This window comes from Streptomyces sp. NPDC002564, from assembly GCF_042889645.1.
GTDB lineage: Bacteria > Actinomycetota > Actinomycetes > Streptomycetales > Streptomycetaceae > Streptomyces.
Genome location: NZ_JBIARE010000008.1, coordinates 35,313 through 57,266 on the forward strand (window position 1 = coordinate 35,313; position 21,954 = coordinate 57,266).

Here is a 21,954-nt window from a genome sequence, read left to right on the forward strand (position 1 = left end):
CCGCGCCCCCCGCACCCGAGCAACCAGCAACCCGGAACCCCTTCCGCGAACCCGGAGCGACGACCGTGACGACTCCTCCCTCCCCCTCCTGGCCCGGCACCGACGACGTGGCCGCCGCGCCGCCCGGCTGCCCCGCCCACGGCCTGGGACCCGGCGGCCTGCGCCGGATCTACGGCCCCGAGGCGGACGCCGATCTGGCCGGCCTGTACGAGAAGCTGCGCGCCGAACACGGCCCGGTGGCACCCGTGCTGATCCACAACGACGTGCCGATCTGGGCGGTGCTCGGCCACAGCGAGAACCTGCACATGGTCCGCACCCCCTCCCAGTACACCCGCGACTCGCGCCGCTGGCGGGCCGTGCAGGACGGCGGCGCGGGCCCCGACCACCCGCTCGCCCCCGTCTTCACCTGGCAGCCGATGTGCACCTTCGCCGAGGGCGACGAGCACCAGCGGCTGCGCGGCGCGGTCACCGGCGCCATGGCGGGCATCGACCACCGCGGCATCCGCCGCTACATCAACCGCTACACCAACCACCTGCTCAACGACTTCTGCCAGGACGGCCGCGCCGACCTCGTCAGCCGCTTCGCCGAGCACCTGCCGATGATGGTCATGTGCCACGTCCTCGGCATGCCCGAGGAGTACAACGAGCGCATGGTGCAGTCCGCCCGCGACATGATCAAGGGCACCGAGACCGCCATCGCCAGCAACGCCTATGTGATGGAAGTGCTGATGGCGCTGGTGGCGCGGCGCCGGGCCAACCCCGAGGAGGACTTCACCAGCAACCTCCTCGCGCACCCGGCGCAGCTGTCCGACGAAGAGGTGGGCGCGCACCTGCGGCTGGTCCTCATCGCCGCGTACGAGGCGACCGCCAACCTCATCGCCAACGTGCTGCGGATGGTCCTCACCGACCCGCGCTTCCGCGCCCAGCTCAGCGGCGGCCAGATGACGGTCCCCGAGGCGGTCGAGCAGTCGCTGTGGGACGAACCGCCCTTCAGCGCCATGGTCGGCTACTTCGCCAAGCAGGACACCCAGCTCGGCGGGCAGCAGATCAAGGCGGGCGACGGGCTGATCCTCGGCATCGCGCCGGGCAACGTCGACCCGGTGGTGCGCCCCGACCTGGCCGCCAACATGCAGGGCAACCGCTCGCACCTCGCCTTCAGCGGCGGGCCGCACGAGTGTCCCGGCCAGGACATCGGCCGCGCCATCGCCGACACCGGTGTCGACGCGCTCCTGATGCGCCTTCCGGACGTCGAACTGGAGGTGGACGAGAGCGAGTTGCGGTGGACCTCGTCGATCCTTTCCCGGCACCTGGTGGAGCTGCCGGTCAAGTTCGCGCCGCGGCCGCCGCAGGACGTCATGGCCCGCCCCTCGGCGCAGGTGCCCACGCCCCGCAGGGACTGGCAGGTGTCGTCCCCGCCGCCGCGCAGGCAGGAGCAGCCCGTCGCCCGTGCCGCGCAGCCGTCGGCCGCGGCCGACGCGGTCGCGGCGCCCGAGGCCGCCCGGCCCAAGGGGGCCTGGCAGCGCTTCCTTGTCTGGTGGCGCGGCTACTGACGGGCTGCGGCCCCGCCCGGCCTCACCGCGCCGCCCAGGCGGCGTGGTCGGCCCAGGCGCCCAGCGTCCGCCCGCTGACGAAGCGGTGCGCGGTGCCGGTGACCGGATCCGTGAACTCCAGCACGCGCGCCAGGAGTTGCAGGGGCCGCCGGAAGTCGTCCGGCGGCACGGGTCCGGTCACCACGGGGTAGACCGGGTCGCCGAGGATCGGCAGGCCCAGCGCGTTCATGTGGACGCGGAGCTGGTGGGTGCGGCCGGTGTGCGGGGTGAGGCGGTAGCGGCCGAGTCCGGCGCGGTGCTCGACCAGTTCGACGCGGCTCTCGCTGTTCGGCTCGGCGCCCTCGACCTCGTACGCCGCGATGATCCCGCGCTCCTTCACGAGATGGCTGCGTACGGTCCGCGGGAGCGGCACGGCCGGGTCGTACGCCGCCACGGCCTCGTACTCCTTGTGGATGCGGCGGTCGCGGAACAGGCCCTGGTAGGCGCCGCGTTCCTCGGGCCGCACGGTGAACAGGAGCAGGCCGGCGGTCAGCCGGTCGAGCCGGTGCGCGGCGCCCAGCGCCGGGATGCCGAGCTCCGCGCGCAGGCGGGCGAGGGCGGTCTGGGCGACGTGGCTGCCGCGCGGCATGGTCGCCAGGAAGTGCGGCTTGTCCACGACGACGATGTGCTCGTCGCGGTGCACCACCTCCAGCGGGAACGGGACGGTCACCTCCGGCGGCACGTCCCGGTGGAACCACACGTACGCCCCCGGCGCGTAGGGCGCCTGCGCTGTCAGCGGCACGCCGTCCGCGCCGACGAACCGGCCCTCCCGCAGCATCGCGTCGACGACCCCGGGACCGGCCGCGAGCCGCTCCACCAGGTGGTCGCGGACGGTCGGCCACGCCCCGTCGTGCGGCAGCCTGACCCGGGCCGGGTCGACGCCGTCGCGCTGGGGGAGCGGGGCGGGAGGGATGCGGGGCTTGCGTCTCATCAGGGGGTCAGCGTACGGGGCGGCCCAGGTCGCGGGGGTGGCGGGAGTGTCCGCGGGCCTCGGGGAGCGGACGGGTGTGCGGGGCGCGCGGGCGGCGGGCGCCGGGGCTCATGTGCGCCCCGGAAAACCACTGCCGCCGTGCCCGCGCCCACTGGCACCATGCGCCCATGCCTTTCAAGATCTCCGACGTGGTGGCCTCCGGCGCCCTCGCCCGCCGCCGCCAGCCGACGCTCCCCGCCCCCGGTGGCCTGGTCCTGCGCCCCTGGGGGGCCGCCGACGCCGCCGCCGTGTACGAGGCGTTCCAGGACCCCGTGATACAGCGCTGGCACGCGCGCGTGGCCGACTCGCAGAGCGAGGTGCGCGGCTGGATAGAGGGCTGGCGCAAGGCGTGGGACGGCGAGCGGGACGCGTACTGGGCGATCGCCGACGCCGGGACCGACGCGGTGGTCGGCCGGGTCGCCCTGCGGGCCATGGTCCTCGGCGACGGCCAGGCCGAAGTGGCGTACTGGACCATGCCGTCGGCGCGCGGCCGCGGGGTGGCCCCCCGTGCCGTCACCGCGCTCACCGCCTGGGCCTTCGAGGAAGTGGGCCTGCACCGCCTGGAGCTGACCCACTCGACGGCCAACGAGGCGTCCTGCCGTGTCGCCCTGAAGACCGGCTTCGCCGTCGAGGGCACCAAGCGCAGCGCGCTGCTGCACGAGGACGGCTGGCACGACATGCACCTGCACGCACGGATCAAGGGGGAGGGGCCGGACGCTGCCGGGGGGTGAGGGAGGGAGGCCCCTGCGAGGGAGCGCGAGGAGGGCGGGACGCGCCGGGAGGTGGTGCGGTGCCTGGCCGGGTGTGTGGGGGTGAGTCGGGAGGGCGCGTCGGGAGGCGCGGCCGGGGCGGTGGGGGGTGCGCCTGGGGGCGGGTGGTGCGGTGGATGTGCGGAGGCGGCCGTCCCGTGGGGCGGCCGCCTTCCGGCGCGTGGTGCGGGGCGTGTTACGCCGCCTGTTCCTGCTCCGCCTCGACCTGGGCGTTCCACTCGCGCTTGGAGGCCTGCCAGCCGTCCTCGTTGTGGCCCAGACGCCAGTAGCCGGAGATGGACAGGCGCTCGCGCGGGATCTCGCGCTCCACCCGGAGGTAGCGCCGCAGCTCCTTCACGAAGCCCGCCTCGCCGTGCACGAACGCGTGCAGGTCGCCCGCGGGGAACTCCAGGGCGCGCACGGCCTCGACGAGCAGCCGGCCCACCGGGCGGTCGCCGCGGTGCAGCCACACGATCTCCGCGTCCGTCGCGATCTTCTGCTCCTCCTCGGGGCCCTCGACCTCGATGAAGATGCGGGCGACGGCTCCTTGGGGCAGCGCCTCGGCCGCGGCGGCGATGGCGGGCAGGGCGCTCTCGTCGCCGGCCAGCAGGTGCCAGTCGGCGTCCGCGCCCGGGGCGTACGCGCCGCCCGGGCCGAGGAAGCGCACGGTGGCGCCCGGTCGGACGTCGCGCGCCCAGGGGCCGGCCAGGCCCTCGTCGCCGTGGATGACGAAGTCCAGCGCCAGCTCCCGGGCCTCGGCGTCCCACCGGCGCACCGTGTAGGTGCGGGTCACGGGCCACTGCTCGCGCGGGAACTCCTCGCGGATCCGCTGCATGTCGAAGGGCTCGGGATACGTGACGCCCTCGGCGTCGAAGAGCAGCTTCACGTAGTGATCGGTGCACTCGCCCGCGGTGAAGGCGGCGAGGCCCTCGCCGCCGACGATCACGCGCTGCATGTGCGGGGTGAGCCGTTCCGTGCGCAGGACCTGCGCTACATGGGCCTTCGGTGCTGTGCGTGCCGGACGTTCTGCCATGGCGACGGCCTCCCCTGATCCACTATTGCTTAGGCTTACCTAAGCTAACACCTCAGACCTGGAGGGTGGAGAGCAGCCGCGTCAGCGAACCGCCCAGGCCCCACCGCTCGGCCAGCGCGTCCAGGGCGGCCGGATCGCGCGGCGCGTGCGGCAGCGCGACGTCGACGTCCGGCAGCGGCACGTCGCCGGCCACCCGGACGACCGTCGGCGCGACCGCCACGTACGCCCGTGCCTCGTCCAGGCGCTTGCGCTGCGACGGGGTGAGCTTCGAGGCCGGGTCGTCGACCGCGGCCATGATCCCGGCCAGGTCGCCGAAGGCGTCCAGGAGTTTGGCGGCCGTCTTCTCGCCGATGCCGGGCACGCCCGGCAGGCCGTCGCTCGGGTCGCCGCGCAGCAGCGCCAGGTCCACGTAGCCGGGGCCGTCCACCCCGTACTTCTCGCGCAGCCACGCCTCGTCCGTCGTCTGGAGCGTGCCGACGCCCTTGAGGGGATAGAGGACGCGGATGCCGCGCCGGTCGTCGACCAGCTGGTAGAGGTCGCGGTCGCCGGTGACGATGTCGACCGGGCCGGTGGCGCGGGCCGCGAAGGTGCCGATGACGTCGTCGGCCTCGTACGCCTCGACGCCCACGCGGGCGATGCCGAGTGCGTCGAGGACGGCCTCGATGACCGGGACCTGCGGGGAGAGGGTGTCGGGGATCTCCTCGGCGTCCGCGCCCTGCGGGACCTCCTCGGCGACGCGGTGCGCCTTGTAGGAGGGGATGAGCTCGACGCGCCACTGCGGGCGCCAGTCCGCGTCCATGCACGCGACCAGGTCGTCCGGGCGGTGGTCCTGGACGAGGCGGGTGATGAAGTCGAGCAGTCCGCGCACGGCGTTGACCGGGGTGCCGTCCGGGGCCTTCACCGATTCCGGGACCCCGAAATAGGCCCGGAAGTAGAGGGAGGCCGTGTCGAGAAGCATGAGCCGTCGAGTTCGCTGAGTCACATCGCGCATCATGCCGCACCGCACCGACAGCGCGGCCGTGTCGCGCACCGGGCCGCGCGGGCCGCGGCCCGGCGGGCGACGCGGCGGACCGGCGTTGCGCATCGTGATCAATGCGCGCCGAGCGCGCAACGGATGTGAGCTGGCTCACTCCTTGGTTTGTTCCGCATAAGTCCGGGCAAGGGCGCACTCGGAGCCGACCCGGTCGCAAATTCAACATTTCGATTCGGTAAACGGGCAGACCCCGTGCCGCTCCACGGCCCGCCGGCGGGGGAGGCGGGCCGTCTTGGTTCGACCCGAGAGGTGTATGTGTCCAGGCTGCAGGCCGAGCACTTGTACAAAGTGTTCGGCAGACGACCCGATGACGCGGTGGAGCGACTCCGCCACGGAGCCGACCGAGAGGAACTGCGCGACGAGGGCACCACCGCCGCCGTCATCGATGCCTCCTTCGAGGTCGAACCGGGCCAGATCTTCGTCGTCATGGGTCTCTCCGGATCCGGCAAGTCCACGTTGCTGCGCATGCTCAACGGGCTGTCGGACCCGACGGCCGGTCACGTGCGCTTCGACGGTCAGGACCTGACCGAGCTGAGCGACAAGGAGATGCGGGAGGTGCGCTCCAAGAAGATCAGCATGGTCTTCCAGCACTTCGCGCTCTTCCCGCACCGCAGCGTCCTGGAGAACGCCGGCTACGGCCTCGAGGTGCAGGGCGTGCCGCGCGCCGAGCGGGAGAAGCGGGCCACCGAGGCGCTGGAGCTCGCCGGCCTCAAGGGCTGGGAGAAGTCCTGGCCCGACGAGCTGTCCGGCGGCATGCAGCAGCGCGTGGGCCTGGCCCGCGCGCTGGCCACCGACGCCGACCTGCTCCTGATGGACGAGTCGTTCAGCGCGCTCGACCCGCTGATCCGCCGGGACATGCAGGACCAGCTCCTGGTCCTGCAGAAGCGGCTGAAGAAGACCATCGTCTTCATCACCCACGACCTGAACGAGGCCATGCGCCTGGGCGACCAGATCGCCGTCATGCGCGACGGCCGCATCGTCCAGATCGGCACCTCGCAGGACATCCTGGTCACCCCGGCCAACGATTACGTCGCCGCGTTCACGCAGGACGTCGACCGCGCCCGGGTGCTCACCGCGGGCGCCATCATGGGCGACCCCGAGCAGGGCTTCGTGCGGGCCGACGCGCCCGCCACGGTCACCGAGGACACCCCGATCATCGAGCTGTTCACGCCCTGCTCCACCAGTGACGTGCCGGTCGCCGTGACCGACGCCGGGGGCGAGCTCGTCGGCGTCGTGCCGCGCGAGCGGCTGCTCGCCGTGCTGGGCGAGCCGATGAACCCGGAGACGGCCGCGGCGCCGCAGGACGCGGCCACCGCCTCCATACCCGGGCAGGACAACGGCGGCAAGAACGTGGGCAAGGTGAGCAGCGGTGCCTAGGATTCCCTTCGGCGACTGGGTCAATGACTCGGTCGAATGGCTCAGAACCCACATGGACTGGCTGTTCGACTTCATCAAGACGATCTTCCAGAACATGTGGGACGGCGTCTACGACGTCCTCTCCGCGCCCGAGCCGCTGCTGATGGCGGGCATCCTCGCCGTCATCGCGTTCTGGCTGCGCGGCCTGCTCGGCGGTGTCCTCGCCTTCGTCGGCTTCGCGTTCATCGTGTCCATGGAGCTGTGGGACAACGCGATGATGACGCTGTCCCTGGTGCTCGTCTCCACCTTCGTGGCCCTGGTGATCGCCGTGCCCGTGGGCATCTGGGCGGCCCGCTCCAAGACGGTCAGCGGCATCGTGCGGCCCGTCCTCGACTTCATGCAGACGCTGCCCGCGATGATCTACCTCATCCCGGCGCTGCTGTTCTTCCGCATGGGCGCCCCCGCGGGCATCGTCGCCACGATCGTCTTCGCGCTCGCCCCCGGCGTGCGCATGACCGAGCTCGGCATCCGCCAGGTCGACAAGGAGCTGGTCGAGGCCGCCGACGCGTTCGGCACCACGCCCCGCAACACGCTCTTCCGGGTCCAGCTGCCCCTGGCGCTGCCCACGATCATGGCCGGTGTCAACCAGGTCATCATGCTCGGCCTCTCCATGGCGGCCCTGACCGGCATGGTCGGCACCCCGGGTCTGGGCGCCGACGTCAACGCGGCCATCGGCCAGCTCGACGTCGGTCTCGGCGCGGAGGCGGGCGTCTCCATCGTGATCCTCGCCATCTACCTGGACCGCGTCACCAGCGGCCTGGGCGGCCAGGTCTCCCCGCTCGGCCGCCGCGCGCTCGCCAAGCTGCGGGCCGCGCAGGGCCTGAACATCTGGAACTACCGCCCCCGGCCGGTCGTCGCGATGGTCGGCGTCGTCGTCCTCGCGCTCGTCGCGGGCGGCATGGGCATCTTCGGCGGCACCAAGTCCGAGTCCGTGGCCGACACCAAGAACGTCGGCCAGGGCAAGGAGCTGAAGATCGGCTACATCCCCTGGGACGAGGGCGTCGCCTCCACCTTCCTGTGGAAGGAAGTCCTGGAGCAGCGCGGCTTCAAGGTGACCACGAGCCAGCTGGAGGCCGGCCCGCTGTACACCTCCCTGGCGCAGGGCGACATCGACTTCCAGACCGACTCGTGGCTGCCGACGACGCACGCCTCGTACTGGAAGAAGTACGGCAAGGACCTCGAGGACATGGGTTCCTGGTTCGGCCCCACCTCGCTGGAGCTGACCGTCCCCGCGTACATGAAGGACGTCAACTCCCTCGAGGACCTCAAGGGCAAGGCCGACACCTTCAAGGGCAAGATCACCGGCATCGAGTCGAGCGCCGGCATGATGGGCCTGCTCAAGGACAAGGTCCTCGGCGCGTACGGCCTCGACAAGGAGTACAAGGTCGTCGACGGCTCGACGCCCGCGATGCTCTCCGAGCTCAAGGCGGCGTACTCCAAGAAGGAGCCGATCGTCACCACCCTGTGGTCGCCGCACTGGGCCTACAGCGACTTCAAGCTGAAGAAGCTCAAGGACCCCAAGGGCGCCTGGGGCAAGGGCGACGGCGTGCACACCCTCGCGCGCAAGGGCTTCGCCAAGGAGAACCCCGAGGTCGGCAAGTGGCTCAAGGACTTCAAGCTCAGCGAGAAGCAGCTCACCGACCTCGAGGCCGAGATCAACAAGGCGGGCAAGGGCAAGCAGCAGGAAGCCGTGCGCGCCTGGCTGAAGAAGAACCCGGCCGTGCTCGACAAGATGGCGCCCCTGCCGAAGAACTCCGGCAGTGACGAGAACAAGCGCCCGCTGAAGGCCGCGTACTTCGCGTGGGACGAGAACATCGCCGTCACCAACCTGTGGAAGCGCGTCCTGGAGAAGCGCGGCTACAAGATGGAGCTGACGCCGGCCGACGTGGGCCCCGCCTACACCGGCCTCGCCCAGGGCGACCTCGACCTCAACCTCGACGCGTGGCTGCCCACCGCCCAGAAGACGTACTGGGACAAGAACAAGGACAACCTCAAGGACCTGGGCTCCTGGTACAGCCCGACGTCCCTGGAGGTCGCCGTCCCGTCCTACGTCAAGGGCGTGAAGTCCCTCGAGGACCTCAAGGGCAAGGGCGACACGTTCAAGGGCAAGATCATCGGCATCGAGCCGGGCACCGGCGTGATGCAGGCCCTCAAGGACAAGGTCCTGCCGGGCTACGGCCTGGAGGACGAGTACGAGATCGCCGCGGGCTCGACCCCGGCGATGCTGTCCGAGCTGAAGGCCGCGTACGCCAAGAAGGAGCCGATCGCGGTTCTGCTCTGGTCGCCGCACTGGGCCTACAGCGAGTACGACCTCACCAAGCTGAAGGACCCCAAGGGCGGCTTCGGCAAGGGCAACACCATCCGCTCGCTCTCCAGCAAGGACTTCCCCGGCCAGTACCCGCAGCTCACGAAGTGGCTCAAGAACTTCAAGATGAGCGAGAAGGAGCTGGCCAGCCTGGAGAACGAGATCAACAAGGCGGGCAAGAACAACGAGCCCAAGGCGGTCGACGCCTGGCTCAAGAAGAACCCGGGCTTCGAGGAGAAGATGACCTCCGCGAAGTAGTCCGTCCCGGACACCGCTCCTGAAGGGGTGGGCCTCGCCCTGTGGCGAAGCCCACCCCTTCAGGCGTTCCTGCGGGGGCCGCGCGCTGCCTAGTCTCGACGGGGCACCGTCCGACCTCCGCGCGGCGGGGCACACCCTCTCGGCCTCCCCGCCTTTCCCCTACGGGAAGGGCAGGCCCCCTCGTACACCCGAACGTGAGTACCCACCCGTGACCGCAAGGCAGCCCAGGACGGCGCTCTTCGCCGTGGCCGCCGTCCTGGCCCTGGCCGTGGCCCTGCTCCTCGCCCAGCTGGCCCGCGCCGACGCGGGGCCCGCCTCCGCCGGTACCGCCCGCCTGGCCGCGCTCGCCGCGTACGTCACCGCCGCCGACGGACACCGCTACGACGCGCGGGACCACACCGGACGCACCATGGACGCCGCCCAGATCGAGCAGGCCCAGGACGGCAGCTATCTCGCCGTCTACCACTCGCCGCTCCCCGACGGCCGCTTCCACGCCGCCGTCGCCACCTCCACGGACCTGCGCCACTGGCACCGCCGCCACGACTTCGGCCCCGGCACCCACCAGGCCTCCCTCGCGCACGACGGCCGCGGCGGCTACGTCCTCGCCTACGAGAAGGACCCGCGCAACCACATCGCGGTCCGCGCCTACCGCAGCCTCCCGGCGCTGCTCGACGGGCGCGCCCACCGGTCCTTCGACGCGCCGCTGACCCTCTCGCGCTGCGCCGAGGGCACCCCGAGCATCACCGCGGTGCGCGGCACCACCGTCCACCTCACCGGGCACTACCGGGCGGGCTGCGACACCGACCGCCAGCTGCGCGCCACCCTCACCGGCTTCCGGCACTGGCACGCCGAGCCCGACCGGCGCCTGGACCGTGCCGTGCGCGCCCGGGGCAACGGCGGCAACATCGGCGACCGGGCGCCGGTGGAGCTCGGCGGGCAGCGCGTGGTGCTGATCGAGGGCCAGGGGCGGCGCGGCGACTTCGGCAGCTGGAGCACGTACGCCTACGACCCCTCCAGTGGCCGCGCCGACCGCCTCGACATCCGCACGCACCGCGGCAGCCGCGCCTTCGCCAATCCCTCGGCGACCCTGCTCACCGATCCGGCGGGCCAACCCGCCCTGCTCGTCAGCCTGTTCGTGCCGGCGGAAGGTTCCGCCCCCGGGGAGTCGGGGCAACTGGTCTACTGGCACAAGCTGTAGGAGGCCGTCTCGGCAACGGGGCAAAACCGTTTGGCGAACATGCGTAGGGTGGCGAAAACCCCTCAGGGTTGAGAGCGGGCCGATGCGCTGAAGGGAGCCGAGGCGATGGACGAGCACAAGGAGACCCTCCGGGTGGGCTCGGCCGTGCGGCGGCGCCGCAGGCAGCTGGAGCTCACCCTCGCCGTGGTGGCCGAGCGCAGCGGCCTCTCGGTGCCCTTCCTGAGCCAGATCGAGAACGAACGCGCCCGGCCCAGCATGCGCTCCCTGCAGCGCGTCGCCGACGCCCTGTGCACCACCGACGTGGAGCTCCTCGCCGCCGCCGACCCGGCGCGCACGGTCGAGGTGGTCCGGGCCGCCGACGACACGGACCTGGACGGCTCCACCCCCGAGGCGCGGGTGCGCGAGCTGACCCGCGGCCACCACCAACTGCACGCCCTGGAGTTCATCGGCGACCACGACGAGGGCCGCGAGTTCCAGCACCGCAACGACGAGTTGCTGTACGTCGTCGAGGGCGCCGTCGAGATGGAGGCCGAGGGCCGGGCCTACCGCCTGGGACGCGGCGACACCCTCTTCCTCACCGGCGGGGTGCGCCACCGCTGGCGGGCCACCGTGCCGGACACCCGGGTCCTGGTGGTCGCCGTCGGGGACCACATCGAGGCCGTCGACGACAAGGGGCGCTGACATGGGGCCCGTGCGCGGCCCGCGCCGGGTCGTCTCGCTGGTGCCCTCGCTGACCGAGGCGGTCGCCGTGAGCGTGCCGGGCGCCCTGGTCGGGGCGACCGACTGGTGCAGCCATCCGGCGGGCCTGGACGTGCCGCGGGTGGGCGGCACCAAGAACCCCGACGTGCCCCGCATCCTCTCCCTCGCCCCCGACCTGGTGATCGCCAACGAGGAGGAGAACCGCGCGCCGGACCTCGCGGCGCTGCGCGCGGCCGGCGTCGAGGTCCTGGTGACGGAGATCCGCACCCTGGACGAGGCCTTCCGGGAGCTCGCACGGGTGCTCGCGGAGTGCGGCGCCGGGCGCCCCCGCTGGCTCGCGGCGGCCGAGGAGGCCTGGGCGGCACCGCCCCGCCTGTCCCCGCGCGTGCGGGCGGCGGTGCCCATCTGGCGCAGGCCCTGGATGGTCCTGGGCCGGGACACCTTCGCCGGGGACCTGCTGGCCCGGCTCGGCGTCGACAACGCGTACGCCGCGCACGCCGAGCGCTACCCGCGCGTCCCGCCGGACGAGCTGCGGGCGGCGGCCGCGGACCTGGTGGTGCTGCCCGACGAGCCGTACCGCTTCACGCGCGAGGACGGCCCCGAGGCCTTCCCGCCCGGCACCCCGGTCGCGCTGGTCGACGGCCGTCACCTGACCTGGTACGGCCCGTCGCTGGCGGAGGCGCCCGCCGTCATCGGCGAGGCGCTGCGAGCAGCCTTCCGCTGACGACACCGCGCAGGGTGTGGACCAGGGCCACCGCCCAGGCGGCCACGAGGAAGACGAAGAGGCCGGTCGCGAGCCAGTCGAAGAACAGCAGCCCGGTGTGGCGGCCCAGGCCCTCCGCGCCGGTCACGCAGGTGCCGACGGGGAAGGTGAACGCCCACCAGGTCATCGCGAAGCCCATGCCGTCCCGCCGGGCCCGCACCACCAGGGACCCGGCGAGCGCCAGCCACATCAGGGCGAAGCCCATGACGGGCACGCCGTAGAGCACGGCGAAGGCGACGAAGCCGCCCTCCAGCGGGGCGGGGACCACCCCGGGCGCGACGTCGGCGAACTTGTTCGCCGCGGTCGTCGACTGGCCGAGCGGGCCGAGCACCAGGAACAGGGTGGGGGTGAGCGCCAGGGGCAGCGGGCCCGCGGTCACGAGCCGGGCGAAGATCACCGGCAGCATCACCAGGGTGGCGAGCAGGCTCAGGCCGAACATCGCGAAACAGGAGTAGAGCAGCGTCTGCTGGGCCTGGCCCGCGGGCAGGTGCGGGACGAGCAGCGGGCCGACGGCCGCCGACACCATCGGTGCCACCACGGGCAGCAGCCACACGGGCGAGGCCTGGTCGGCGGAGATGCGGTGCCGGACCACCATCAGGTACGGGACGGCGACGGCCGCCGCGAGCCCGACTGCGGTGCCGAGGGTGAACAGCACGGTGTCGACCGCGACGGCCGCCGGAGTGCCGATCCAGTCCTTGCCGACGAGCAGCGTGCCGCCGCCGACCGCGAGCAGCGCCATCGACAGGCAGCCGTAGAACGGCGCCACGGCGGGGTCCAGGAGATGGGCGCGGGCCTGGTCGCGGTGGTGGATCCAGTGCGCGGTCCGGGCGGCGAGCAGGACCAGGAGCAGGACGAAGGAGAGCGCCCAGACGGTGGTGCAGGCCGTGCGCAACCCCGTGAACCGGTACGGCAGCGTCGCGCCCGCGTTGGCGATGACGGCGGTGCCCATGACGGCGGCGTACCAGTTCGGCCCGAGGTGACGGGCGGCCGGGGCGCGGGTCAGCGGGGCGGGGGCGTAGCCCGCGGCGGCGACGGGGTGTGCGGTGGTGACCATGAGGCCACCGTCCCGCGGCGCCGGGCCGCCCACCAGGGACCGCTCTTCTATGGGGGCATAAGCTGACATTATGAGTACGTCCCCCGCGTCGCCGTCGTCCCCCAAGCCCGCCGGAACCCCGGAGTCCGTCGCTCCCGAGGCGTCGCTGGCCCATCGCGTGCCCGACCTCGGGGCGCTCCAGCTATTGCTCGCCGTGGCCCGGCTCGGCAGCCTGGGGCGGGCCGCGCGGGAGCTCGGCATCACCCAGCCCGCGGCCAGCAGCCGGGTGCGGGCCATGGAGCGCCAGCTCGGCGTCGCGCTGGTGGACCGGTCGCCCAGGGGGTCCCGCCTCACGGCCGCGGGCGCCCTGGTGACCGACTGGGCGGGCCGGATCGTGGAGGCGGCGGAGGCCTTCGACGCGGGGGCGCAGGCGTTGCGCGACCGGCGGGACTCGCGGCTGCGGGTCGCGGCCAGCATGACGATCGCCGAGTACCTGATGCCGGGCTGGCTGATCGCCCTGCGCACCCAGCGCCCCGACACGGCCGTCTCGCTGCTCGCCGGCAACTCCGCGGCGGTCGCCTCCCGGCTGCTGGCCGGCGAGGCGGACCTCGGGTTCGTCGAGGGGCTCACCGTGCCGGGCGGGCTCGACGGCGTGGTCGTGGGGCACGACCGCCTCGTGGTCGTGACGGCGCCGGGGCACCCGTGGGCCCGGCGCAGGAAGCCGCTGGCCGCGGCGGAGCTGGCGGCGACCCCGCTGATCCTGCGCGAGGAGGGCTCGGGCACCCGGCAGGTCCTGGACGCGGCGCTCGGCGGCCTCGCCCGCCCGCTGATCGAGCTGTCGTCCACGACGGCGGTGAAGGCCTCGGCGGTCAGCGGCGCGGGCCCCTCCGTCCTGAGCGAACTCGCCGTCGGCGAGGAGCTGGCGGCGCGGCGGCTGGTGGAGATCCCGCTGGCGGAGGTACGCCTGGGCAGGGAACTGCGGGCCGTGTGGCCGACGGGCCACCGCCCCGCGGGCCCGGGCCGGGACCTGCTGTCACTGACACGACGCACGGCATAGGGGCGGACCACCCCCCCCTCCGGACCACCCCGGCCTGGGCTGCGCAGGACGGGCCGGGCGGACGGTGAAAGCCGGCGGTGAAAGCGGACGGTGAAAGCGGACGGCGGAAAAGGATGGCGGCTGCCCGGTGGCCCGCCCACCATGGGGAGATGAACCCGACCGCGCCCCCGGCGACCGGCGTCCGCACTCCCTGGGGCGACCTGCCCGCGCACGTACGCGAAGGCGTGGAGTCCGCGCTCGGGGCGGCCGTCGCCGACGCCGTGACGCAGCGCGGCGGTTTCTCGCCGGGGACCGCGGCCCGGGTGCGGCTCGCGGACGGGCGGCGGGCGTTCGTGAAGGCCGTCGGCTCCGCGGCCAACCCCCAGAGCCCGGCCCTGCACCGCGCCGAGGCGCGGAACGCCGCCGCGCTGCCGGACTCCGTGCCCGCGCCCCGGCTCCTCGCCTCCTACGACGACGGCACCTGGGTCGCCCTCGTCTTCGAGGACGTCGACGGGCGCCAGCCCCACGTGCCCTGGCACGCCGACGAGCTCGGCCGGGTGCTGGCCGCGGTGGACGCCCTCGCCCGCGTCCTGACGCCCGCGCCGGTCGAGGCCCCGCCCGTCGGCGAGGCGGCGGCGGGCATGTTCCGCGGCTGGGAGCGGCTGGCCGCGAGCGGCGCGCGCGACGAGGAGCGACTGGATCCCTGGGCCCGCCGCCATCTGCCCGCCCTCGTCGAACTCGCCGCGCCCTGGGCGGACTTCGCCGGTGGGGACACGCTCGCGCACGGCGACCTGCGCGCCGACAACATGCTGCTCACCGCCGACGGCGGCCGTGTCGTCTTCGTCGACTGGCCGCACGCCGTGCGCGCAGCACCCTGGTTCGACCTGGTGCTCATGCTGCCGTGCGTCCGGGCGCAGGGCGGCCCCGACCCGCAGGACGTGTTCCTGGCGCAGCCGGCGGCGCGCGAGGCCGACCCGCGGGGCGTGACCGCGACCCTGGCCGGATTCGCCGGGTACCTGGTGCGCCACTCCCTGCGGCCCGATCCGCCCGGCCTGCCGACCCTGCGCGCCTTCCAGGCCGCCCAGGGCGCGGCGGCCCTGGAGTGGCTCAGGAGGCGGCTCGGACCAGCGCTGCCATGACGCGGGCGTCCTCGCCCATCTCCGGGTGCCACTGCACGCCGAGCGCCCAGGCCGGGGCGGGTAGTTCGAGCGCCTCGACGGTGCCGTCCTCCGCGTACGCGGAGACCACCAGGTCCCGGCCGAGCCGGTCCACCGCCTGGTGGTGGTAGGTCGGCACGTCCGTCGAGGCGTCCGGCACGATCGACTCGTACAGCGTGCCGGGCACCGGCTTCACCGCGTGCGTGCCGAACACGCCCGTGCGGACGACGTGCCCGTCCAGGTGCTGGACCAGCGTGCCGCCGAGTGCCACGTTCATCAGCTGCATGCCCCGGCAGATGCCGAGCAGGGGTGTCCCGGACGCCAGCGCGGCCTCGACGAGGGCACTTTCCCAGGCGTCCCGCTCCCGGGCGGGCGGCCCGGTGCGCGGGTCGCGGACCGCGCCGTACCGCTCGGGCTCGACGTCGGGGCCGCCCGCCACGACGACGCCGTCGAGCCGGGCGACGACGGCGGCCGCGTGCGCGGGGTCGTCCGGCGGCAGCATCGCGGTCAGGCCGCCCGCCGCGCGCACCAGGCGCGGATACCCGGCGGGCAGCAGCGCGGCGGGCAACTGCCACACGCCCCAGCTCACCGTGGACTCCAGATAGGTACTGACCCCGATCAGCGGCCTGCCGCTCACTGCGCTCTCCTTCGTCGTGGTCATCAGTCGCGTGCCAACTCTGCCTCGGCCGCCGCGAGCGCCGCGAACTCCTCCTCCGGCGCGCGCGCCACCAGATGCTTGCGGCTGTACATCCCGAAGTAGCCGATGGCGACCACGTACACCGCGAGGGCGATGAGCGCCGCAGTGACGTCCACCAGGAACGTCGCGACCAGCGCCGCGCAGGCGAGGACCAGCGCGACGGACGAGGTGAGCACACCGCCCGGGGTGCGGTAGGGCCGCGCCAGGTCCGGCTCGCGGCGGCGCAGCACGATGTGCGAGAGCGACATCAGGGCGTACGAGATGGTGGCGCCGAACACGGCGACGTTCAGCATGCGGGCGCCGTCACCGGTCGCCGCGGCCAGCGCGAAGCCGATCGCGCCCGGGACGAGCAGGCCCAGGTAGGGGGCCTTGCGGCTGCTGGTGAGGGAGAGGAACCGGGGCAGGTAGCCGGCCCGGGAGAGCGCGAAGAGCTGGCGCGAGCCCGCGTAGATCAGGGAGAAGAAGGAGGCGACCAGTCCGGCGAGGCCCGCGTAGTTGATGACGCGGCTCAGGCCCGTCGCCTTTCCGTCCGGCTGCAGCGCCTCGACCAGCGGGTTGCCGGACGACTGGATCGCCGCCGAGCCGCGGGCGCCCGCCGAGGCGAAGAAGGTGAGCAGGGCGAGGACGACCAGGATGCACAGCGACCAGCGGATGGCGCGCGGCAGGGTGCGTGCCGGGTCCTTGGTCTCCTCGGCGGCCAGCGGCACGCCCTCCACGCCGAGGAAGAACCACATGCCGAACGGGAAGGCGGCCCAGATGCCCAGCAGCCCCAGCGGCAGCCAGGAGTTGGCGCCGAACGCGTCGTGGTCGACCGCGATGTCGTTGAGCCGCGAGGCGTCGAAGTCCATGAACGCGCCGACGGCGAAGACGAGCAGGGCCGCCACCGCGATGCCGGTGACGACGAAGCTGAAGCGCAGCGCCTCGCCGACGCCCCACAGGTGGATGCCGATGAAGATCACGAAGCAGGCCAGGTAGACGGGCCAGCCGGAGGTGAGGCCGAAGAGGCCGAGCGACTCGACGTAGTCGCCGATGAAGATGGAGATCGCGGCCGGTGCCAGGATGTACTCGATGAGGATCGCCGTACCGGTCAGGAAGCCGCCCCAGGGGCCGAGCGCCCGGCGCGCGAAGCCGTAGCCGCCGCCCGCCGTGGGCAGCACCGAGGACAGTTCGGCGAGCGAGAAGACCATGCACGCGTACATCACGCCCATCAGGGCCATCGCGATGCCGAGGCCGCCGAACCCGCCCTCCGCGAGGCCGGAGTTCCAGCCGGAGTAGTCGCCGGAGACGACGTAGGCCACGCCGAGGCCGGTGAGCAGGACCCAGCCGGCGTTGCCCCGGCGGAGCGTGCGGCGCTCCAGATAGTCGTCCGCCGGTTCGGCGGCGCTGGGCTTGGGGGACTCCACGGTCATGGCACGGCTCCTATGCGGCGGCGCTGGGGGCATCGGTGCCTCCCCGGCTCGCGGGCGGCCGTGAGCTCGGGGGAGGGCGGGACGACTCAATGGAACGGATCCATACCTTTGCCGTGCCGGGTGGTGGAAATCAAGACCCGTGCGTTACTACGTGGTTAACGTGCCCCCGCCCCGGCCGCCCGCACGCCCCCTTCCGCGCCGCTCACGTCAGAAAGCCCCGCAGCAGGGCGGCCGTGCCCGCGCAGTGCTCGCGCATCATCTCCCGGGCCCCGTCGGCGTCCCCGTCGAGGACCGCCTCGACGAGCGCGGTGTGCTGGCGCTGCGAATGCTCCAGGTTCCGTACCAACAGCGGGATGCAGTCCAGGAGATCGTTGACGGTCGCGCGGACCGCCGCGTACTGCGCGGTGAGCGTCGGCGAGCCGCACAGCTCGGCGAGCGTGAGGTGCAGCAGCGTGTCCAGCCTGCGGTACTCCGCCAGGGGCGCGTCGTGCGTGCGGGCGAGCGCCGTGCGCAGCCGGTCCGCCTGCTCGCCGGAGAGGCCGTGCGCCGCGCAGAGCCCCGCCGCGCCGACCTCCAGGACCTCGCGGAAGCGCAGCGCGTCCTCGACGTCGACGCCCCGGATGCGGCGGCGCAGCTCGCCCTCGCCGGGCGCCTGGGGGCGCGGGCGCACGAACGTCCCGCCGTACCGCCCGCGCCGGGACTCGACCAGGCCCTGGTCCTGCAGCACCTTCAGGACCTCGCGCAGGGTGACCCGGCTGATCCCGAGCCGGTCGGCCAACTCCCGTTCCGACGGCAGGCGTTCACCGGCCGGCACCAGGCCGAGGCGGACGACCTGCAGGATCTGCTCCAGCGCCTCCTCGAAGCCGTTGCCCGCCCGCACCGGGCGCAACACCGGTGTCAGCCGGTCGTCGTCCGTGGTGCCCTCTTCCGTGTGCGACATGCCCGTACCCCCTTCCCAAGCAATGGTTCTCCGCAATACCTTATGGCTCCCGGCTGACCCAAGGAGGCTTTTCCCGTGGCAGACCGCACACCCCCGCTCGCCGTCGAGGAGCTGACCACCCTCGTCGAGAGCGGCGAGATCGACACTGTCGTCCTGGCCTTCCCCGACATGCAAGGGCGGCTCCAGGGCAAGCGGTTCGCCGCCCGCTTCTTCCTCGACGAGGTCCTGGAGCACGGCACGGAGGGCTGCAACTACCTCCTGGCCGTCGACGCGGACATGAACACCGTCGACGGCTACGCGATGTCCTCCTGGGACCGCGGCTACGGCGACTTCGCCATGCACGCCGACCTCGCCACCCTGCGCCGCGTCCCCTGGAACGAGGGCACCGCGATGCTCATCGCGGACCTCGCCTGGAACGACTCCTCGCCCGTCGTGGCGGCCCCCCGCCAGATCCTGCGCCGCCAGCTGGAGCGCCTGGCCGAGCTCGGCTTCAGCGCGCACGTCGGCACGGAGCTCGAATTCATCGTCTTCAAGGACACCTACGAGCAGGCCTGGGACGCCGGCTACCACGACCTCACCCCGGCCAACCAGTACAACATCGACTACTCGGTGCTCGGCACCGGCCGCATCGAGCCCCTGCTGCGCCGCATCCGCAACGACATGGCGGCCGCCGGACTCGTCGTCGAGTCCGCCAAGGGCGAGTGCAACCCCGGCCAGCACGAGATCGTGTTCAAGTACGACGAAGCCCTCGTCACCTGCGACCAGCACGCCATCTACAAGACCGGCGCCAAGGAGATCGCCTCCCAGGAGGGCGTCTCGCTCACCTTCATGGCGAAGTACAACGAGCGCGAGGGCAACTCCTGTCACATCCACCTCTCGCTCCAGGACGCCGACGGCAACAACGCCATGGCCGGGGAAGGGCCGGGCGGCATGTCGCCCGTCATGCGGCACTTCCTCGCGGGACAGCTCGCCGCCCTGCGCGACTTCTCCCTCCTCTACGCGCCCAACATCAACTCCTACAAGCGGTTCCGGCCCGGCACCTTCGCCCCCACCGCCGCCGCCTGGGGCTACGACAACCGCACCTGCGCGCTGCGCGTGGTCGGCCACGGGCGCTCGCTGCGCTTCGAGAACCGCCTCCCCGGCGGCGACGTCAACCCGCACCTCGCGGTCGCCGGACTGGTCGCCGCAGGGCTGTACGGCATCGAGCACAAGCTCGAACTGCCCGAGGAGTGCACCGGGAACGCCTACACCGGCGACTACGAGCACGTCCCCACCACCCTGCGCGAGGCCGCCGACCTCTGGGAGAACAGCCCCATCGCCAAGGCCGCCTTCGGCGACGAGGTGGTCGCGCACTACCGCAACATGGCGCGGGTCGAACTGGACGCCTTCGACTCCGCGGTGACCGACTGGGAGCTCCGCCGCTCCTTCGAACGCATGTGAGGCCCGACTTGCCGTACGAGCACGTGTCCGAGCACCAGGTACTGAACCCGGCGACGGAAGAGGTCGTCGCGACCGTCCCCGCCGCCACCGCGCAGGACGTCGACGCGGCCGTCGCCCGCGCCGCACAGGCGCAGGAGAAGTGGGCCGCGGCCGCGCCCGCCGACCGCGCCAGACTGCTGCGCCGCTTCGCCGCGCAGGTCGACGACCACCTCGAGGAACTCGCCCGGCTGGAGGTGCGCGAGGCCGGCCATCTCATCGGCAACGCGCGCTGGGAGGCGGGCAACGTCCGCGACCTCCTCGACTTCGCGGCCGGGGGAGTGGAGCGGCTGAACGGCCGTCAGATCCCGGTCCCCGGCGGCCTGAACGTCACCGTCCTCGAACCCCTCGGGGTCGTCGGCGTCATCGCCCCCTGGAACTTCCCGATGCCGATCGCCGCCTGGGGCGCCGCCCCCGCCCTCGCGGCCGGCAACGCCGTCGTCCTCAAGCCCGCGGAGACGACCCCGCTCACCGCGCTGCGCCTGGCCGAACTGGCCCTGGCGGCAGGCCTGCCCGAAGGGCTCTTCCAGGTCCTGCCCGGCGCGGGCGACACCGCGGGCGCCGCCCTGGTCGAGCACCCCGGCGTCGCCAAGATCGTGTTCACCGGATCCACCCGGGTGGGCAAGCGGATCATGGCCACGTGCGCCGACCGGGTGAAGCGCGTGACCCTCGAACTCGGCGGCAAGAGCCCGAACATCGTCTTCGCCGACGCCGACGTGGAGGCCGCGGCCCTCGCCACCCCCATGTCCTACCTCGACAACTCCGGCCAGGACTGCTGCGCCCGCACCCGCGTCCTGGTGCAGCGCTCCGTCTACGAACGGTTCCTGGAGATCGTGACGCCCGCGATCGAGTCGGTCGTCGTCGGCGACCCGTCCGACGAGAAGACCCAGATGGGCCCGCTCATCTCCCGGGCGCAGCTGGACCGCGTCCGCTCCTACGTCCCCTCCGGCGCCGGGATCCACGGCTCGGCGCCCGAGGGGCCCGGCTTCTGGTTCCCGCCGACGCTGCTCACCGACGCGGCCCCCGACTCCCCGGTGGCGCTGGAGGAGGTCTTCGGCCCCGTCGCCGTCGTCCTGCCCTTCGACGACGAGGCCGACGCGATCCGGCTCGCCAACGCCACCGAGTACGGCCTGTCCGGCTCGATCTGGACCCGGGACGTGGGCCGGGCGCTGCGGGTCTCCGGGGCCGTGCGCGCCGGGAACCTGTCCGTCAACTCGCACTCCAGCGTGCGCTACTGGACCCCCTTCGGCGGCTACAAGCAGTCCGGCCTGGGCCGGGAGCTCGGCCCGGACGCCCTGACCGCCTTCACCGAGACCAAGAACGTCTTCATCAGCACGGAACGCACCGACAGCACGGAGGCCTGAGACCATGACCGACCAGACCATCTGCCGCCGCCTGGTGGGCCGCACCGCCGTCATCACCGGGGCGGGCAGCGGCATCGGCCTCGCCACCGCGCGCAGGCTGGCCTCCGAGGGCGCCCACGTCGTCTGCGGCGACATCGACGAGACCGCGGGCAAGGCCGTCGCCGACGAGGTGGACGGGCTCTTCGTGAAGGTCGACGTCACCGACGCCGACCAGGTCGAGGCGCTCTTCAGGACCGCCTTCGACACCTACGGCTCCGTCGACATCGCCTTCAACAACGCGGGCATCTCGCCGCCCGACGACGACTCGATCCTGGACACCGGCCTGGAGGCCTGGAAGCGCGTCCAGGACGTCAACCTCACCTCCGTGTACCTGTGCTGCAAGGCGGCGATCCCCTACATGCGGCGCCAGGGGCGGGGCTCGATCATCAACACCGCGTCGTTCGTCGCCCGGATGGGCGCGGCCACCTCGCAGATCTCGTACACCGCGTCCAAGGGCGGCGTCCTCGCCATGTCCCGCGAGCTGGGCGTGCAGTTCGCCCGCGAGGGCATCCGCGTCAACGCCCTCTGCCCCGGCCCGGTCAACACCCCGCTGCTGCGGGAGCTGTTCGCCAAGGACCCCGAGCGGGCCGCGCGCCGCCTCGTGCACATCCCCGTGGGCCGCTTCGCGGAGGCCGAGGAGATGGCCGCCGCGGTGGCCTTCCTCGCCAGCGACGACTCCTCGTTCGTCAACGCCACCGACTTCCTCGTCGACGGCGGCCTCACCGGGGCGTACGTCACCCCGCTCTAGGGGGCCCCGCTCCAGGGGACCCCGCTCCAAGGGACCGGCGAC

At 73.0% G+C, this 21,954-nt stretch carries 19 protein-coding genes; 12 read left to right on the plus strand and 7 right to left on the minus strand.

Annotated features, from left to right (window positions below):
* The first annotated feature begins 65 nt into the window (after positions 1-65).
* A complete protein-coding gene (locus ACFYXE_RS26745; RefSeq protein WP_389316341.1) occupies positions 66-1,550 on the plus strand; it encodes a cytochrome P450 in 1,485 nt (494 codons plus the stop codon).
* 22 nt (positions 1,551-1,572) lie between these two features.
* Here the strand turns inward: ACFYXE_RS26745 and ACFYXE_RS26750 are convergent, their stop codons facing one another.
* A complete protein-coding gene (locus ACFYXE_RS26750) occupies positions 1,573-2,520 on the minus strand; it encodes an RluA family pseudouridine synthase (protein WP_389316343.1) in 948 nt (315 codons plus the stop codon).
* 167 nt (positions 2,521-2,687) lie between these two features.
* Here ACFYXE_RS26750 and ACFYXE_RS26755 point away from each other — a divergent pair, with 167 nt between their 5' ends.
* The gene (locus ACFYXE_RS26755; protein ID WP_389316345.1) at positions 2,688-3,290 is read left to right on the plus strand and encodes a GNAT family N-acetyltransferase; all 603 of its coding nucleotides are present in this window, start codon (positions 2,688-2,690) and stop codon (positions 3,288-3,290) included.
* Between the two features lie 214 nt (positions 3,291-3,504).
* Here ACFYXE_RS26755 and ACFYXE_RS26760 read toward each other — a convergent pair whose 3' ends face one another.
* Positions 3,505-4,341 (minus strand): siderophore-interacting protein, encoded by an 837-nt coding sequence (locus ACFYXE_RS26760; RefSeq protein WP_361175932.1) that lies wholly within the window; start codon positions 4,339-4,341, stop codon positions 3,505-3,507.
* A gap of 52 nt (positions 4,342-4,393) precedes the next feature.
* Positions 4,394-5,299 (minus strand): 5'-3' exonuclease H3TH domain-containing protein, encoded by a 906-nt coding sequence (locus ACFYXE_RS26765; protein ID WP_389316814.1) that lies wholly within the window; start codon positions 5,297-5,299, stop codon positions 4,394-4,396.
* 330 nt (positions 5,300-5,629) lie between these two features.
* Between ACFYXE_RS26765 and ACFYXE_RS26770 the strand changes: the two genes are divergently transcribed.
* The 5 genes from ACFYXE_RS26770 (at position 5,630) to ACFYXE_RS26790 (ending at position 11,974) form a co-directional block, all read left to right on the plus strand.
* Entirely contained in the window at positions 5,630-6,751 is a 1,122-nt protein-coding gene (locus ACFYXE_RS26770) for a glycine betaine/L-proline ABC transporter ATP-binding protein (protein ID WP_389316347.1), read from the plus strand.
* Positions 6,744-9,353 (plus strand): ABC transporter permease/substrate binding protein, encoded by a 2,610-nt coding sequence (locus ACFYXE_RS26775; RefSeq protein ID WP_389316349.1) that lies wholly within the window; start codon positions 6,744-6,746, stop codon positions 9,351-9,353. The genes ACFYXE_RS26770 and ACFYXE_RS26775 overlap by 8 nt, the downstream gene beginning before the upstream one ends.
* A gap of 208 nt (positions 9,354-9,561) precedes the next feature.
* Positions 9,562-10,551 (plus strand): hypothetical protein, encoded by a 990-nt coding sequence (locus ACFYXE_RS26780; RefSeq protein WP_389316351.1) that lies wholly within the window; start codon positions 9,562-9,564, stop codon positions 10,549-10,551.
* Between the two features lie 105 nt (positions 10,552-10,656).
* The gene (locus ACFYXE_RS26785; RefSeq protein ID WP_361175920.1) at positions 10,657-11,232 is read left to right on the plus strand and encodes a cupin domain-containing protein; all 576 of its coding nucleotides are present in this window, start codon (positions 10,657-10,659) and stop codon (positions 11,230-11,232) included.
* A 1-nt stretch (position 11,233) separates the two neighbouring features.
* Positions 11,234-11,974, plus strand: coding sequence for a helical backbone metal receptor (locus ACFYXE_RS26790; RefSeq protein WP_389316353.1), 741 nt, complete (start codon positions 11,234-11,236; stop codon positions 11,972-11,974).
* Here the strand turns inward: ACFYXE_RS26790 and ACFYXE_RS26795 are convergent.
* The gene (locus ACFYXE_RS26795) at positions 11,940-13,067 is read right to left on the minus strand and encodes a TDT family transporter (protein ID WP_389316355.1); all 1,128 of its coding nucleotides are present in this window, start codon (positions 13,065-13,067) and stop codon (positions 11,940-11,942) included. The genes ACFYXE_RS26790 and ACFYXE_RS26795 overlap by 35 nt on opposite strands.
* A 70-nt stretch (positions 13,068-13,137) precedes the next feature.
* Here ACFYXE_RS26795 and ACFYXE_RS26800 point away from each other — a divergent pair, with 70 nt between their 5' ends.
* Together ACFYXE_RS26800 and ACFYXE_RS26805 are read left to right on the plus strand one after the other, a co-directional pair.
* Positions 13,138-14,103, plus strand: coding sequence for a LysR family transcriptional regulator (locus ACFYXE_RS26800; protein ID WP_389316357.1), 966 nt, complete (start codon positions 13,138-13,140; stop codon positions 14,101-14,103).
* A 149-nt stretch (positions 14,104-14,252) separates the two neighbouring features.
* A complete protein-coding gene (locus ACFYXE_RS26805; protein ID WP_389316359.1) occupies positions 14,253-15,221 on the plus strand; it encodes a phosphotransferase family protein in 969 nt (322 codons plus the stop codon).
* On the opposite strand, the gene ACFYXE_RS26810 is transcribed toward ACFYXE_RS26805, so the two are convergent.
* The 3 genes from ACFYXE_RS26810 to ACFYXE_RS26820 all read right to left on the minus strand — a co-directional run bounded on the left by ACFYXE_RS26810 (position 15,190) and on the right by ACFYXE_RS26820 (position 18,285).
* Entirely contained in the window at positions 15,190-15,900 is a 711-nt protein-coding gene (locus ACFYXE_RS26810) for a gamma-glutamyl-gamma-aminobutyrate hydrolase family protein (protein ID WP_389316361.1), read from the minus strand. The two genes, ACFYXE_RS26805 and ACFYXE_RS26810, sit on opposite strands and share 32 nt — an antisense overlap.
* Positions 15,900-17,345 (minus strand): ethanolamine permease, encoded by a 1,446-nt coding sequence (gene eat, locus ACFYXE_RS26815; protein ID WP_361175901.1) that lies wholly within the window; start codon positions 17,343-17,345, stop codon positions 15,900-15,902. Before eat ends, ACFYXE_RS26810 begins: the two co-directional genes overlap by 1 nt.
* 202 nt (positions 17,346-17,547) lie before the next feature.
* Positions 17,548-18,285, minus strand: coding sequence for an FCD domain-containing protein (locus ACFYXE_RS26820; RefSeq protein ID WP_361175898.1), 738 nt, complete (start codon positions 18,283-18,285; stop codon positions 17,548-17,550).
* Positions 18,286-18,360: 75 nt separating this feature from the next.
* Between ACFYXE_RS26820 and ACFYXE_RS26825 the strand changes: the two genes are divergently transcribed.
* From ACFYXE_RS26825 to ACFYXE_RS26835, 3 genes are read left to right on the plus strand one after another with little or no spacing between them, the layout of a single operon-like run.
* Positions 18,361-19,725: a glutamine synthetase family protein gene (locus ACFYXE_RS26825; protein WP_361175895.1), complete on the plus strand. Its 1,365-nt coding sequence runs from the start codon at positions 18,361-18,363 to the stop codon at positions 19,723-19,725.
* Positions 19,726-19,748: 23 nt separating this feature from the next.
* The gene (locus ACFYXE_RS26830; RefSeq protein WP_389316365.1) at positions 19,749-21,125 is read left to right on the plus strand and encodes an aldehyde dehydrogenase family protein; all 1,377 of its coding nucleotides are present in this window, start codon (positions 19,749-19,751) and stop codon (positions 21,123-21,125) included.
* Between the two features lie 4 nt (positions 21,126-21,129).
* Positions 21,130-21,912, plus strand: coding sequence for a 3-oxoacyl-ACP reductase (locus ACFYXE_RS26835; RefSeq protein WP_361175889.1), 783 nt, complete (start codon positions 21,130-21,132; stop codon positions 21,910-21,912).
* Positions 21,913-21,954: the final 42 nt, after the last annotated feature.

What these genes read in the sequence shown, in the direction of transcription:
- ACFYXE_RS26750 (WP_389316343.1), bottom strand. Translation starts at nt 2,520, where the DNA reads ATGAGACGCAAGCCCCGCATCCCTCCCGCCCCGCTCCCCCAGCGCGAC.
- ACFYXE_RS26755 (WP_389316345.1), top strand. Translation starts at nt 2,688, where the DNA reads ATGCCTTTCAAGATCTCCGACGTGGTGGCCTCCGGCGCCCTCGCCCGC.
- ACFYXE_RS26760 (WP_361175932.1), bottom strand. Translation starts at nt 4,341, where the DNA reads ATGGCAGAACGTCCGGCACGCACAGCACCGAAGGCCCATGTAGCGCAG.
- ACFYXE_RS26765 (WP_389316814.1), bottom strand. Translation starts at nt 5,299, where the DNA reads ATGCTTCTCGACACGGCCTCCCTCTACTTCCGGGCCTATTTCGGGGTC.
- ACFYXE_RS26785 (WP_361175920.1), top strand. Translation starts at nt 10,657, where the DNA reads ATGGACGAGCACAAGGAGACCCTCCGGGTGGGCTCGGCCGTGCGGCGG.
- ACFYXE_RS26790 (WP_389316353.1), top strand. Translation starts at nt 11,234, where the DNA reads ATGGGGCCCGTGCGCGGCCCGCGCCGGGTCGTCTCGCTGGTGCCCTCG.
- ACFYXE_RS26795 (WP_389316355.1), bottom strand. Translation starts at nt 13,067, where the DNA reads ATGGTCACCACCGCACACCCCGTCGCCGCCGCGGGCTACGCCCCCGCC.
- ACFYXE_RS26800 (WP_389316357.1), top strand. Translation starts at nt 13,138, where the DNA reads ATGAGTACGTCCCCCGCGTCGCCGTCGTCCCCCAAGCCCGCCGGAACC.
- ACFYXE_RS26805 (WP_389316359.1), top strand. Translation starts at nt 14,253, where the DNA reads ATGAACCCGACCGCGCCCCCGGCGACCGGCGTCCGCACTCCCTGGGGC.
- ACFYXE_RS26810 (WP_389316361.1), bottom strand. Translation starts at nt 15,900, where the DNA reads ATGACCACGACGAAGGAGAGCGCAGTGAGCGGCAGGCCGCTGATCGGG.
- eat (WP_361175901.1), bottom strand. Translation starts at nt 17,345, where the DNA reads ATGACCGTGGAGTCCCCCAAGCCCAGCGCCGCCGAACCGGCGGACGAC.
- ACFYXE_RS26820 (WP_361175898.1), bottom strand. Translation starts at nt 18,285, where the DNA reads ATGTCGCACACGGAAGAGGGCACCACGGACGACGACCGGCTGACACCG.
- ACFYXE_RS26835 (WP_361175889.1), top strand. Translation starts at nt 21,130, where the DNA reads ATGACCGACCAGACCATCTGCCGCCGCCTGGTGGGCCGCACCGCCGTC.